Consider the following 14,011-nt stretch of genomic DNA (forward strand, 5'->3'; position numbering starts at 1 on the left):
CGTCGCGGCTCGGCGCGACGCCACACCTCGACCCGAGGTCAGCCCTCGGCGTTCTCGGCGTTCTCGCCGTCGCCCTCGCGCTTGATGGCCGAGATCTCGAACTCGAGGGAGATCTTCTCCGAGACGAGCATGCCGCCGGAGTCGAGCGGCATGTTCCACTCGAGGCCGAAGTCGCGGCGGTTGATCCGGCGCGAGCCCTCGAAGCCGGCGCGCAGCGCGCCGGCCGCGTCGGTCTCGACGCCCATCAGCTCCAGCGGGATCGTCACCGGCTTGGTGATGTCGCGGATGGTGAGGTTGCCCGAGACCATGTAGGCGCGCTCCTCGACCTCCTCGATCTGCGTGCTCTCGAAGCGGATCTCCGGCCACTTCTCGATGTCGAAGAAGTCGGGGCTGCGCAGGTGGTCGTCACGCTGCTGGCTGCGGGTGTCGACGCTCGCCGTCTTGAGGACGACCTCGGCATAGGACTTCGTCATGTCGTCGAGGTCGGCGTAGAAGCGACCGGTCACGTCGTTGAAGGACCCACGCACCGTTGTGACCATGGCATGCCGTGCCGAGAAACCGATGCGCGTGTGGGCCGGGTCGAAGTCCCAGTCCCCGTTCAGCGCGGAACCGTTCTCCATGGTTGTCTCCTGCAGGCGTGAAGGGTGAGTCGCGGCAGTGTCTCACGACTCATCTCATTGAATGTTGCACCGCTCAGATGCCGTGCGTGCCCACCCCCGTAGAGCACGTGTCGGGTGTCGTACCCGCTACCGACGATGACGCACCACGGCCCCGAAATCCAATCCGGCCCTGGCCGGGACTCCCCGGGTCGGCGCCGAGAGGGACCCCCGACCGGTTCGGAGACGCCTCGCGTCGTGCGCTATAGTTGGCGTCGCCCGGAGCGATCCGGGTATCTGTTTGCGCAGATCCGGCCAGGTAGCTCAGTTGGTACGAGCGTCCGACTGAAAATCGGAAGGTCGGCGGTTCGACCCCGCCCCTGGCCACCACCCCGAAACCGCAGGCCAGCACCATCTGACCTGCGGTTTCGTCGCTCGGCCGCGGGCTCGGACGATCGAGGAACCTGTCGGTCGTCGGCCGTCGCCGAGACGTGCCGGGCGCAGGCGTTCTGCCTAACCCTCGCCGCCTTCCTCCTCGAGTGCCGCATCGCTCTCGGCGACCTCGAGCGCGATGCCGAGCGCCTCCACGATCCGGCCCGTGGCCGCGACGACGCGGGTGGTCCCGACGATCGGCGCGATGGCCGACAGGACGCCGCGCACGTCATCGACGTCGAGTCCTGCATCGCTTGCAGCGGCCAGGTTCGTCAGGTACGAGAAGGGCGGTGCATCGACGGCGACCAGCGCCGCGATACGGACGAGCATCAAGGTCCCGGGGTCGAGGCTGGAGGTGTCGACCGAGTCGGCCGTCATCCGGGCCAGAAGGTCGAGGACCGGTGCCTCCGTGGCGGATTCCGTCATGGTTCTGCCTTTCGTTCGGGGACCCGGTGGGAGGGTCCAGCATCCATGACAGCCGCGTCGCACCGCGTCTGGCATCACCCCGACCGGATGAGCGGCCTCGCCCACCAGCTCGTCGTGCTCGCTGCGGACGCTCGGCACGAGTGCAGCGATACGCCCACGGCGGGTGCGGCCGGTCGGTCATGATGGGCTCGAGGTCGGCACGAACGGCCGCACCACGGCGTCCAGGTTCCACGACCGGGCCTCCCGACGTGTGGGCGGTGATGTGGGTGGACGCAGAAGCGACGCAGACCGGCAGCGGCACTCCAGCCGAGGTGCCCTTCAACGGCAGGCTCGCGATCCTGCTCGCGATGGCGATGTTCGTGCTCGTCGTCGACACCTCGCTGATGAACGTGTCGATCTCCGCCGTCGTGCGCGACCTCGACACCACGGTGAGCGGGGTGCAGTCGGCCATCGCGCTCGAGGCGCTGGTGTCCGCGGCGTTCATCCTCATCGGCAGCAAGATCGGGGACCTCTTCGGGCGCAAGCGGGCCTACGTCCTCGGCCTGCTCGGATACGCCGTCGGCGCCGTCGCGATGACGCTCGCGCAGGGACTGACGGCCATCATCGTGTTCTGGGCCCTGATCGGCGGCATCGGCGCATCCCTGCTGCTGCCGGCGATGCAGTCGCTGATCCACGGGAACTTCGAGGGCGCCGCGCAGAAGCGCGTCTACGCCCTCGTCGGCGCCGCCGCGGCGATCGCGGCCGCCGTCGGGCCACTGCTCGGCGGGTTCATCACGACGTTCCTGTCCTGGCGCGTCGGCTTCCTGCTCGAGGCCGTCATCATCGCCGTCGTGCTGTCCGGGATCGGGCTGGTCAAGGACGTCCCGTACACCGGGGAGCGCAGGATCGACCTCGTCGGCTCGGCGATGTCCGTCGTCGGGATGGGCGGCCTCGTGCTGGGGATCCTCGTGTGGCAGGAGGGCGGCGAGTTCGTGCTGGTCCTGCTGCTGCTCGGCGGGGCAGCGCTGGCGGGCCTCGCGTTCTGGCTGCGACGGCGCAAGGGCCAGGGAAAGGCGACCCTCCTCGACCCGGACCTCTTCGGCTCGAAGCCGTTCCGGCTCGGCATCTCGGGGCAGATGATGCAGCAGATCTCCCTCGGCGGCACGATGATCGCCCTGCCGATCTACCTGCAGATGGTGCTCGAGTACAACGCCCTGGAGTCGGGGCTGTCGATCGCGCCGCTGTCCCTGAGCATGTTCGCCGTGGCCATGCTGGCCGGCAAGCGCGCCGCCGACCGACGACCGGCCGGGATCATCCGCGTCGGGTTCGTGCTGCTCCTGCTGGGGATGCTGGCGGTGGTGCCGATCGTGCCGCGAGCGACGTCGGGGTGGGCCCTGACGCTCCCGCTCCTCGTCGCCGGTTCGGGGCTCGGGCTGCTCGTGTCGCAGCTGAACAACTACACGCTGTCGCCGATCACCGAGGAGCGGGTCAGCGAGGCAGCCGGGGTCAACTCGGCGGGCGGGTCCTTCGGCCTGTCCTTCGGGCTCGCCTTCGCCGGGGCGATCATGCTCGCCACCCTGTCGTTCACGTTCACGAACCTGGCGGAGTCGAGCACCGTGCTGCCGCCCGAGCACCAGCAACAGATCGCCGCGACCCTCGAGCAGGACGCCGAGGTCATGAGCAACACCGCGCTCCAGCAGCAGATCGCCGGCCAGCCGCCGGAGATCCAGGCCGAGATCATCCGGATCAACACCGAGGCGAGGCCCCGGGCCCTGCAGGTGGCGATGCTCGTGCCGATCCTCGCCGCCTTGCTCGGGCTGGTCACCTCGTTCCGGATGCTGCGGCTGCCCGACCCCAAGCCGTCCAGCTCGGCCGAGGGCACCCTGCTCGGCTGACGCGCTCGCGCCCGACGGCTCGCGCCTGAGCGCGACGCGACGGGCTCAGGCGTCGACGAGGCCGCCGTCGACGCGGATGAGGTGCGGCTCGCCCTCGACGCTGACCCGCACGCGGGAGCCCACGCTCGGCGTCCGGCCACCGAAGGTGCGGGCGGACAGGAGGGTGGACGCGCCCGAGGCGTCGTCGAGGCGCAGCTCGACGAGGGCGTCGTGGCCGTAGAAGGCGCACCGCGTGACCTCGGCGACCGCGCCACCGGCGCTGGCAGCGCCACCGGCGCCGGCGTCGTCGAGGCGCAGCTGCTCGGGCCGGATCAGCACCTCACAGGGCCCCGTGCCGCGCGCGGACGCCATCGGCAGCGTGCCGAGGGCGCACGTCACGGCGCCGTCGCCGAGCTGCCCGGCCAGGAAGCACGCCTCTCCGAGCGACACGGCGGAGCGTCGGTCGGACGGGGCGCGGTACACCTCGGCGGGCGCCCCCACCTGGCTGAAGCGTCCGTCATGCATGATCGCCACCTGGTCGGCGAACGACAGCGCCTCGGCCTGGTCGTGGGTCACGAGGACGACGGTGGCCTGCTCGTGCGCGAGCGCGGCCGCGACCGCGTCGCGCGTCGCGACGCGCAGCTCGGGGTCGAGGGCCGAGAACGGCTCGTCGAGCAGGACGATGCGGGGGCGTCGGGCCAGCGCCCGAGCGAGAGCGACGCGCTGCTGCTGCCCACCGGAGAGCTGGTCGGGACGGCGCGCGGCGAACTCGCCCGGCAGGCCGACGAGCTCGAGCAGCTCGGCGACCCGCGCCCTGGCTCGGCGCTCGCGGCGCGGCAGGCCGTAGGCGATGTTGGCCGCGACGTCGAGGTGCGGGAAGAGGTTGCCCTCCTGGGCGACGTAACCGAAGCCACGACGCTCGGGTGCGACCCACGCGCCGGGGCCTGCCACGACCTCGTCGCCGAGGCGCACCTGGCCGGCGTCGGGGCGCAGGAAGCCTGCGACGACGCGCAGCAGGGTGGTCTTGCCGCAGCCGGACGGGCCGAGGACGGCGGTCGTCGTGCCGGAGGGCACGGTGAGGTCGATGCCGTGGAGCACCGGGGTGCCCGCGTGCGAGGCGGTGATGCCCGAGAGCTGGAGCGTCTTCACGTCTGGGGTTCCTCGTTCTTGCCGTGGAGCAACAGGTAGGTCAGGGGCGCCGACAGGAGCACGAGCGCGGCGGCGTAGGGCGCGGCGGCGGCGTAGTCGAGCGACGCGCTCGCATCCCAGAATGCCGTGGCAAGCGTCTGCGTGCCGGTGGGTGCGAGAAGAAGGGTGGCCGTGAGCTCGGTGCTGACGGCGATGAACACGAGGGCGAAGCCCGCCATCGTGCCGCGGAGCATGAGCGGCAGCTGGACCCGCAGGAACGCCCGGAGGGGGTTGTCGCCCAGGGCCCGGGCGGCATCGCCGAGCTCGGGCGGGACGGCCGCGATCGCCGCGCGCGTGCCGACCATGGCCCGCGGGATGAAGAGCACGACGTACGCCAGGACCAGCACGGTCGTCGTCTGGTAGAGCGGGCGGGCGAAGCCGATGGTCAGCGTGATGAGCGCGAGCGCGACGACCACGCCGGGCAGCGACGCGGCGAGGTAGGTGACGCGCTCGACGAGGACGGCGAACCACGTGCGGTGCCGGGCGATGAGCCACGCCGCCGGAACCGTCGCGACCGTCGTGACCAGTGCCGCCGCCAGGGCGAGGGCGAGCGTCGACCACAGGGTCGGGCCGAGGTGGGTCGGCTCCAGCGCCTCGTCGGAGCGCAGCAGCCACGTGCCGAGGCTCCACGCCGGGACCCCGACCGCGAGGGCGGTGAGGGCGGCGGCGAAGACGAGCGCGAGCGGCGTCCAGCGGCCCAGCGAGGCGGGAGCGGCCCGGCGCGCAGCGCCCGACCCGACGCGGGCGTGGCGCGTACGACCGCGGGCGAGCAGCTCGACGGTGAGGACGGTGACGGCTAGCGCGATGAGGACGACCGCGAGCACGCTGCCCGAGCGGCTGTCGAACGCCACCTCGAACTGGTCGAGGATCGCCGTGGTGAACGTCGGGAAGCGCAGCATCTCGAGCGCGCCGTACTCGGCGAGCAGGTGCAGCGCGACGAGGAGCACGCCACCGAGCAGGGCAGGGCGCATCTGGGCCAGGCCCACCCGCAGGAAGGTGCGCCACGGGCCGAGGCCGAGCGCCCGGGCCGCCTCCTCCAGCCCCCGGTCACCGGTGCGGAGCAGCGCCGCGACCGGCAGGAAGACGAACGGGAAGTAGGACAGCGTCGTGACGATGACGGCGCCGGCCAGGCCCTCGAGCCCGGGCACGAGGGTCGACCACGCGAAGCTGTTGACGAAGGCCGGCACGGCGAGCGGCGCGACGAAGGCGATCCGCCAGAACGAGGCGCCGGGCAGCGACGTGCGCTCGACGAGCCACGCCGCCGCGACGCCGAGCACCGTCGAGGCGACGCCGGTCAGCGCGACGAGCGACACGGTGTTGCCGAGCAGCTCACTGACGCGGGGGCGCCACACGAGCGCGAACGCGTCACCCGCACCGGCCTCGAACGCCTTGACCACGACGACGACGAGTGGCAGCGCGCACAGCAGCGCGACGAGCAGCGCCGCCGAGCGCAGCGGCCACGAGCCTCGCGCCGACGACGCACCGGCGCCCCGACGCCCCCGCTTGGGGGGCTTCGGGGCTGCGGGGTCCGCGGCCGGGCCGGTGGCGGCCGGCCGCGGGCTCGTGGGGCTCGTGGGCGCGGTCGTCACCTAGAGGAGCCCCGCCTTCGTCATCAGCTCGATGACCTTCGGGCCGTTGAGCGTGAACGGGTCGATCTTCGGCGCCTGGAGCGAGTCGAGCGGCGGGAGCGCGGGGTCGGACTCGACGCCGGTGCCGACCGCGTACTCCTTCGCGTCGGTCGTGCCGAGGACCTTCTGGCCCTCCTTGCTCGTGACGAACGCGAGGAACTTCTGGGCGTCCGCCGCGTGCTTGCTGCTCTTGAGGACACCGCCGCCGGAGAGGCTGACGAAGGCGCCGGGGTCCTCGTTCTTGAAGTAGTGCAGCTTGGTGTTGCCGCTGCTCTCCTTGTCGAGGGCCTGGTCGCGGTACCAGTAGTAGTGGTAGATGACGCCCATGGCCGACTGGCCGGAGTTGACGGCCTTCATCGTCGCGATGTTGTTCTGGTAGACCTTCGCGCCCGACTTGAGGCCGGCGAGCCACTCGGAGGTCTTGGCCTCACCCTGCGTGGCGAGGACCGCCGACACGATGGCCTGGAAGTCGGCGCCGCCGGCGGCCGCGCCCCACTTCCCGTTGAACTCCGGCTTGGCGAGGTCCATGAGCGAGGCCGGCAGCTGCGACTCGGTGACCTTGCTCGGGTTGTAGACGAGCACGGTCGAGCGGGCGGCGATGCCGACCCAGTCCTTCGACGACGGCACGTACTGCGGGCCGACCTGGCCGAGCGTCGCGGCCTCGACCGGAGCGAGCAGGCCGGCCTTCTGGACGGTCGTCATGGCCGGGGAGTTCTCGGTGAGGAAGACGTCTGCGGGCGAGCTCGCGCCCTCCTGGACGATCTGCGCCCCCATCGAGGAGTCGTTGCCGTAGCGGACCTGCACCTGGATGCCGGTCTTGTCCTGGAACTCCTTGCCCCACTCCTCGGTGAGGTTCTTGTGCTGCGCGCTGTAGACCGTCAGCTTCGAGGAGTCGAGGTCGCCGGTCGCCTCGAGGCTGCTGCCGCACGCGGTCAGGCCGAGGGCGGCGACGACGGTCGCGGCGAGGGCGATGGCGGGGCGGCGGCGCGTCACGACGGGGCTCCTGGTGGCGGTCGACGGTGCTGGGCAGGGGTCTGGCGGGATCTCTGGCGGGCCGGGCCGGCCGCCGCACGAATTACGCAACGACCTTCTGACCTAAAGCAGGACCTGTTGCAGGCTAACCGACATTCGGGCACGTCCCGAAACCGGGGGTCACGTTTGCATTAGGTATGCCTAACCTTATTGACTACGGGCCGTGACCGCGACCGCCCTCCCCGTGGAGCAGACCGACGACGCCCCGGCGCCGTCGTGGCGGTCGTGGCTGCACGGGCTCGCCGCGCACGGGGCCCGCACGGCCCTGCACACCGACGCCGGTCCGCTCACCTACGCCGACCTCACCCGACGCGTCGACGACCTTGCGCACCGCCTCTCCGGACCGCGCCGGCTCGTCCTCGTCGAGGGCCGCAGCACCGTCGAGACGGTCGTGGCCCACCTCGCCGCCCTGCGCGCCGGGCACGTCGTGCTCCTCACGGCCCCCGGCGAGGCGGCGGAGCGCCTGGCCGCCGCGTACGACCCCGACGTCGTCCTCGACGCGGCCGGCGGGCTCGACGAGCGCCGTGAGGAGTCGGCGCACGAGCTGCACCCCGACCTCGCCCTGCTGCTCAGCACGAGCGGCTCGACGGGCTCGGCCAAGCTCGTCCGGCTCTCGCACGACAACCTCGCCGCCAACACGGCCCAGATCGACGCCGCGCTCGGCGTGCGTGCCGACGACTGCGCTGCCCTGACGCTGCCGCTGACCTACTGCTACGGCCTGTCCGTGCTGACGACCCACCTCGCACGCGGCGCGGCCGTGCTGCTCACCGACCGCTCGGTCGTCGACGAGTGCTTCTGGACGCGCTTCCGAGCCGTGGGCGCGACGACGTTTCCCGGCGTGCCGCACACCTTCGAGCTGCTCGAGCGCAGCGGCTTCGCCCAGCGCGACCTCCCGACGCTGCGGTACGTCACGCAGGCCGGCGGTCGCATGGACCCCGCTCGCGTCCGACGCGTCGCCGAGCTCGGTCAGCAGCGCGGCTTCGACCTCGTCGTGATGTACGGCCAGTGCGAGGCAACGGCCCGGATGACCTACCTGCCGCCCGACCTCGCCGTCGACCACCCCGACACGGTGGGCCGCCCGGTGCCCGGCGCGTCGGTCGAGGTCGAGGACGGCGAGATCGTCTTCCGCGGACCGAACGTCATGCTCGGCTACGCGCACGGCCCGGCCGACCTCGCGCTGGGTCGCACCGTCGACGCGCTGCGCACCGGCGACCTCGGCGAGGTGACGCCTGAGGGCCTCGTGCGCGTCACGGGCCGCCGCGCGCGGTTCGTCAAGGTGCTCGGCCACCGCGTCGACCTCGACGCCCTCGAGGGCCGGCTGCGCGACGAGGGCCACGACGTGCGGTGTGCCGGGCGCGACGGCCTCGTCGCCGTCGCGGCCTGTGGCGCCGTGGCCGCTCCAGCACGGGAGACCCTGCGGCGCAAAGCGATCCGCGCGTGCGGTGTGCCACGGGAGGCACTGCGCGTCGTCCCGGTGGCCGACCAGCCGGTGCTCGCGTCGGGCAAGCCGGACTACCCCACCGTGCTCGCGCTCGCGTGCGACGACTGCCCGGCCCGACCCGACGCGATCATCGACGCCGGCCACGACGCCCGTCCCGACGCTTCCGCGCACGAGCGGGCGGTCGCCGCGCTGTACGGCCGGCTGCTCCAGCGGGAGGTCACCGACGACTCGACCTTCGTGTCGCTCGGCGGCGACTCGCTCTCCTACGTCGAGGTGTCGATCCGCCTCGAGCAGCTGCTCGGCCACCTGCCGGAGAGCTGGCACGTCACGCCCGTCGTCGACCTCGAGCGAATGCGCCGCACCGCGGGCTCCTCGACGGCGCCCGGTGCCGACGACCGCGCGCTGTCCGCAGCACACACGTCGACTCCCCCGTGGCACAGAGCGACCCGCGGTGACACCGGGCGGCTCCGGTGGCGCACCATCGAGACCGGGGTGTGGCTGCGCGCCCTCGCCATCGTCCTCATCGTCGGCACGCACGCCGACCTCTTCGCGCTGCAGGGCACCGCCAACGCCCTGCTCGTCGTCGCCGGCTACCAGCTGGCCCGCTTCCAGCTCGCCGACGCCGACCGCCGGCGCCGCGCCCGGCGGGTGCTCGGTGCGGCGGCGCGCATCGCCGTGCCGACGCTCGTCGTCATCGTCACGGCGCACGTGCTCGTCGGCGACTACGAGACGCGCAACCTGTTCCTCGCCAACTGGGTGTTCGGCCTGGAGCGGCTCGGGCCGCCGTGGCGCTTCTGGTTCGTCGAGGCCATGGTCGTGGCGCTCGTCGTCGTCGCGGCGCTGACCGCCTCGCGACGGGTCGCTGCGCTCGACCAGCGGTACCCGTTCGGGCTCCCGCTGGCCCTGTCCGCCGCGGCCTTCGTCCTCTTCCGCCTCCCGGTGCTGCCCCTGCCGGTGCCGCGGATGCACGGGTCGGCACTCGTGGTGCTGCACCTGTTCCTGCTCGGCTGGGCCCTGGCCCGGGCCGCGTCGCCGGCCCAGCGACGCCTCGCCACGGTCGTGGCGGTCGCCATGGTCGGCACGTTCTCGTTCAACCCGGCCCGCGACGGCCTGACCGCGGCGTTCGTCCTGCTGCTGCTGTGGCGACCGGTCACGCGCGTGCCTGCGTGGCTCGTGCCCGTCGTGCAGGTGCTCGCCTCGGCCTCGCTCTACGTCTACGTCGTCCACTGGCAGGCGCTCGAGCTGCTCTGGGGCCACCCGGTGCCGGCGTTCGTCGGCTCGATGGCACTCGGCCTCGCCTACTGGTGGGTGTGGACGCGTCCGCTGACCGCGCTGTGGCGCGCCGCCCTCGCCCGCGTCCGGCGCTCTCGCGTCATCACCCGCGTCAGCGTCCGGCGCTCCCGCGTCGCGCCGCGTGACGCGGTGGGCCGCCCGGAGGTCAGCCCACGGGCAGCAGCAGGGTGACGCTCGTGCCGCGGCCGAGCTGGGACTCCACCTCGAGCCGGCCGCCGTGCCGCTCCACGACGCGGTGCGCGATCGACAGGCCCAGGCCCGTGCCGGGCACCTTGAGGCCCTCGGGGTTGGTGCCGCGGAAGAACTCGGTGAAGAGCCGCTCCTGGTCGTCGGCCGAGATGCCGATGCCATCGTCGGCGCAGGTCAGGGCCAGGCCCTCGCTGCGCCGCTCGAGCGACACACTGACGGCGCCGCCGGCCGGCGTGAACTTCACGGCGTTGCTCACGAGGTTCTGCACGACGCGCTCGAGGTCGTCCGCGCTGCCCCGCACCGCCGGGAAGCCCGTCGGCTCGTCGAAGGTGAGGCCGACCTCCTGCCCGTCGGCGCGCGGCCGGAACATGTCGACGACGTCACGGGTCAGCTCACCGAGGTCGACGTCGGTGAACGGCATGGCCCGGTCGGGGTCGCTGACCCGCGACAGGGTGAGCAGGTCGTCCACGAGCAGCTGGAGCCGCTCGGTGTTGCGGCCGATGACCCCGAGCGACCACGCGAGGTCGTCCGGCTCGCCGCGCAGCAGCTCGACGTGGCCGACGATCGAGGCGAGCGGGTTCTTCAGCTCGTGCGAGACGGTCGAGAACAGCTGGGTGCGGCTGCGGTCGGCCTCGCGCAGCTCTTCCGCGACGCGCCGCTCGGCCGAGTAGAGCCGCGCGTTGCGCACGGCGCGCCCGAGGTCGCGCGCCATCTCGAGGGCGGCCTGGGTCTCGGCGTCGGTCCACGACGCGTCGCCGGCGCTGCGCACGGCGGCGAGGTAGCCGTAGCACGCGGAGCCGGACCCGATCGGGGCGAGCAGCAGCGACCCGGCCGCCGCCGCCGCGAGGAACTCCGAGGCGAGCGCGACATCGGCCGGCGACCACTCGCGCGCCGGCTCGCACCGGCCCGGGCGAGCCACCGCCACCTCGCCCTCGGCCCAGAGGCGAGCGCTGAGGCGGTGCGCGAGGTCGATGAGCGAGGGCGCGACGACAGCGAGACCGCTGCGGGCCGCCACGCTCTCGCGCTCGTCGTCGCCCTGGACGCCGAAGAGCCGCAGCCAGAGCGTCTCGGAGGCGAGGCCGGCGGCGATCCGCGGCGCGGCGACGTCGACGACCTGGGCCGGCTCGAGGTCGTCCTGGGCGATGCGGGCCACCGACTTCACGGCCTCGCCGAGACGCACCCGCTCGGTCAGCGCGTGACGCTGGCGCGCCGCCTGGATGGCGATGGCGGTCTGGTTGGCGAACAGCTCGAGGACCGCACGCTGCGTCGGGTCGGGGCGTCGTCCGCTCAGCGGAAGGTCGACCGACAGGTGACCGAGCAGGTCACCGACGGCGTCCAGCAGTGGCGCGAGGAGCGTGTCCTCGGGGTCCCACGCGTCGGGGTCGTCGGTGTCGCGGCTCCAGTCGGTGGCCACCCAGCCGTCCTGCGACTCGGCGGGCAGCCGGTCGGCCGGCACGAACCGCAGGCTCCCCCAGCGCTCGGCCACCGCGAACTCGCGGTCGATCGCTGCGCGCGGCGTGTGCCGGCCCAGCAGCTGCGTCTTCGCGCTGTCGTCGCCGGCGACGGCGACGACGACGAGGTCACCCGTCGCGTCGTCGACGAGGCTGATCGCCGCGACGGTGAACCCGACGACGTCGGCCGCGCCCTCGACGACCATCTCGAAGAGGCTGTCCAGGTCGTCCTGCGCACTGACCCGGTTCATCAGCTCCGTGAGATGACGGAGGGCCTTGACCTCCCACGTCTCGTCCTGCACCCGTTCCACGCTCCCCCTGCGCGCTCCCCGCGCTCCCCTGTCCAGCGGCCCCGTTGCCGCTGCTGCTCCTGCTGGCTTCCGTGTCGGCACCTCGGCGGAGTGCCTCCGCCCTGGGCCGTCGCGCGTCATGACGCCGCCCCCACGGGCAGCGCCGGGATGGTCACCGTGAACGTGGCGCCGGCGCCGGGCGCCGACACGACCTCGATGGTGCCGCCGTGGCCCTCGACGATGGCCCGGACGATGGACAGGCCGAGGCCGGTGCCCTGGATCGCCTGGTCGGTGGCCGTCTTGGAGCGGTAGAAGCGTCGGAAGACCTTCTCGAGGTCGCCCGACGGGATGCCGATGCCGGAGTCACGCACGACGAGCCGGGCGCACGGCCGGTCGAGGTCCGCCGGTGCGGCGCCGCCGAGCGACACCTCGACCGACCCGCCGTCGGGCGTGAACTTCACGGCGTTGGACAGCAGGTTCATCGTGACCCGCTCGAGGGCGGCCGCATCGCCCTTGACCCACAGCGGCGCGGGGTGGACGTCGATCGACAGGTCGAGCTCGCGGCGCTCGCTCAGCGGCCGGAGACCGTCCCACGCGTGCGCGACGATGCCGGCGAAGTCGCAGCGACGCAGCTCGAGGTCGAGCTGCCCGGACTCGATGCGCGAGTTGACGAGGAGGTCCTCGATCAGCTCGAGGAGGCGCCGGCCGTTGCGGTCGATGCGCGCCACGAGCTCGCCCTGGCGGCTCGTCAGCTCACCGGCGGCACCGTCCTCGAGCATCTCGGTGTAGCCGAGCACGCTCGCGAGCGGGGTGCGCAGCTCGTGGCTGACCGAGGACACGAAGTCGTTCTTCGTCTGGTCGAGGGCGGTCAGCTCCTCGACGACGCGCCGCTCGCGCTCGAGCGCGGCGCGGGACTCCGTGACGTCGACGCCGGTCTTGACGAGGTGGCTGCGGCGGCCGAGCTCGTCGGTGAGCCACCGGTTGGACCAGACGATGTTGCGGCGGCGCCCCTCGGGGGTGACCCACTCCTGCTCGTCGGTCTCGGGGAAGTCGTGGTCGCGCAGGCCGGCGAACCGGCGCACCAGCCCGTCGCGGCCCTTGGCGACGGGGAAGGTCTGGGCCGCCTCGAGCCCGACGAGCTCGTCCTCGTGGCGGCCGATCCACGACGCGGCGGTGCGGTTGAGCCGCCCGATGCGACCGTCGGTGTCGACGACGACGATCGCCGTGGCCGCGGTGTCGAGGACGACCGCGGTGAACTGCGCCTCGGTGCGCAGCTCGGCGATGGCCCGACGCCGCTGCGTCGAGGCGACGGCCAGCGACAGCGTCGTGATGGCCGCCGTGACGAGGAAGGCCTGGGTCAGGGCGCCGACGGTCTCGGGGCGGACGTCGTCGCGCGCGCCGGCGAAGGCGAACGGCCCGCCCCCGGTGCTCGTGCCGTAGACCGCGAGGACCCCGACGGCGATGAGCTGGGCGGCCACGGCCCGCAGGCCGTGCCGGGTGGCGGCCCACGCGAGGGTGGGCAGCGGCAGGAAGGCGAGCGGCAGCCCCTGTCCCTGGCGGAACACCCACAGCGTCACGCCGAGGACGAGGAGCATCTGGGCGACGTCCTCGAGGCCGAAGGCCCGCACCCGCGGCGTGACGACGGCGATGCCGAGCGGGCCGATGACGAGGATCGCGGCGGCGTGCGACGCGGTCACCGTGTACGCCGTCGGGAAGAACGTGCTGTGCAGCCCCACCGTGACGACGAGGCCCGCGAGGACCCCGAAGGTCAGCGCGCCGGCGAGCGCGGCCGCGAGGAGCCGGAAGAGGTCGTCCATCGAGGCCAGCCGCGGCCGTCGCCCGCCGCGCGTCATGAGACGGTGGACGACGAAGGCCTCGAGGGCGTTGGCGACGCCGAAGGCGGCCGCGACGAGCGGCGGTCGGCCGCCGTAGTAGTTGGCGAGGCCGCTCGCGACGAGGACGCCCGCCACGAACACCGCGGCGCGTCGCCGGTCGGGCCCGGTGACGAGCAGGAAGGCGACGGCGAGCCCCGCCGCGGGCCACCACACGGCGACGGACGATCCCGGTGGGGCGAACTTCACCGCCGTGGCGCCGAGCACCACGACGCCGAGCAGGACCGCCAAGGCCGTCGCGACCCAGCCACGACGGCTCGACAGGAAGGTGGTCACCACCGCGTCGCACCGCCCGAGTGC

9 protein-coding genes and 1 tRNA gene are annotated in these 14,011 nt (G+C 73.0%); 3 read left to right on the forward strand and 7 right to left on the reverse strand.

What is annotated here, in order from left to right:
* Nucleotides 1–38: 38 nt before the first annotated feature.
* The gene (locus AC3A5R_RS07070; RefSeq protein ID WP_487620018.1) at nt 39–620 is read right to left on the reverse strand and encodes a YceI family protein; all 582 of its coding nucleotides are present in this window, start codon (nt 618–620) and stop codon (nt 39–41) included.
* 289 nt (nt 621–909) lie between these two features.
* Here AC3A5R_RS07070 and AC3A5R_RS07075 point away from each other — a divergent pair.
* Nucleotides 910–986 (forward strand) — tRNA-Phe (locus AC3A5R_RS07075).
* A gap of 123 nt (nt 987–1,109) precedes the next feature.
* Here AC3A5R_RS07075 and AC3A5R_RS07080 read toward each other — a convergent pair.
* On the reverse strand, nt 1,110–1,454 hold the full coding sequence (locus AC3A5R_RS07080; RefSeq protein WP_487620019.1) for a carboxymuconolactone decarboxylase: 345 nt from the start codon (nt 1,452–1,454) through the stop codon (nt 1,110–1,112).
* A gap of 347 nt (nt 1,455–1,801) precedes the next feature.
* On the opposite strand from AC3A5R_RS07080, the gene AC3A5R_RS07085 reads away from it, so the two are divergent.
* Nucleotides 1,802–3,328 (forward strand): MFS transporter, encoded by a 1,527-nt coding sequence (locus AC3A5R_RS07085; protein WP_487620129.1) that lies wholly within the window; start codon nt 1,802–1,804, stop codon nt 3,326–3,328.
* Nucleotides 3,329–3,373: 45 nt separating this feature from the next.
* Here AC3A5R_RS07085 and AC3A5R_RS07090 read toward each other — a convergent pair whose 3' ends face one another.
* Genes AC3A5R_RS07090 through AC3A5R_RS07100 form a run of 3 tightly spaced genes read right to left on the reverse strand, consistent with a single transcriptional unit; the run spans nt 3,374 to nt 7,116 of the window.
* Nucleotides 3,374–4,456 carry an ABC transporter ATP-binding protein gene (locus AC3A5R_RS07090; RefSeq protein ID WP_487620020.1) on the reverse strand — a complete coding sequence of 361 codons (1,083 nt, stop codon included), beginning with the start codon at nt 4,454–4,456 and terminating at the stop codon, nt 3,374–3,376.
* Nucleotides 4,453–6,084, reverse strand: a complete 1,632-nt coding sequence (locus tag AC3A5R_RS07095; protein ID WP_487620021.1) for an ABC transporter permease — start codon at nt 6,082–6,084, stop codon at nt 4,453–4,455. Before AC3A5R_RS07095 ends, AC3A5R_RS07090 begins: the two co-directional genes overlap by 4 nt.
* Nucleotides 6,085–7,116, reverse strand: coding sequence for an iron ABC transporter substrate-binding protein (locus AC3A5R_RS07100; RefSeq protein ID WP_487620022.1), 1,032 nt, complete (start codon nt 7,114–7,116; stop codon nt 6,085–6,087). It abuts the gene before it with no gap.
* A gap of 202 nt (nt 7,117–7,318) precedes the next feature.
* Between AC3A5R_RS07100 and AC3A5R_RS07105 the strand changes: the two genes are divergently transcribed.
* A complete protein-coding gene (locus tag AC3A5R_RS07105; protein ID WP_487620023.1) occupies nt 7,319–10,060 on the forward strand; it encodes a non-ribosomal peptide synthetase in 2,742 nt (913 codons plus the stop codon).
* Here the strand turns inward: AC3A5R_RS07105 and AC3A5R_RS07110 are convergent.
* Nucleotides 10,035–11,831 (reverse strand): ATP-binding protein, encoded by a 1,797-nt coding sequence (locus tag AC3A5R_RS07110; RefSeq protein ID WP_487620024.1) that lies wholly within the window; start codon nt 11,829–11,831, stop codon nt 10,035–10,037. The genes AC3A5R_RS07105 and AC3A5R_RS07110 overlap by 26 nt on opposite strands.
* A gap of 125 nt (nt 11,832–11,956) precedes the next feature.
* Complete coding sequence (locus AC3A5R_RS07115) at nt 11,957–13,990, reverse strand: ATP-binding protein (protein WP_487620025.1); 2,034 nt, start codon at nt 13,988–13,990, stop codon at nt 11,957–11,959.
* Between the last annotated feature and the right edge of the window lie 21 nt (nt 13,991–14,011).

It is taken from the genome of Intrasporangium sp. Soil_C_50 (assembly GCF_057656595.1).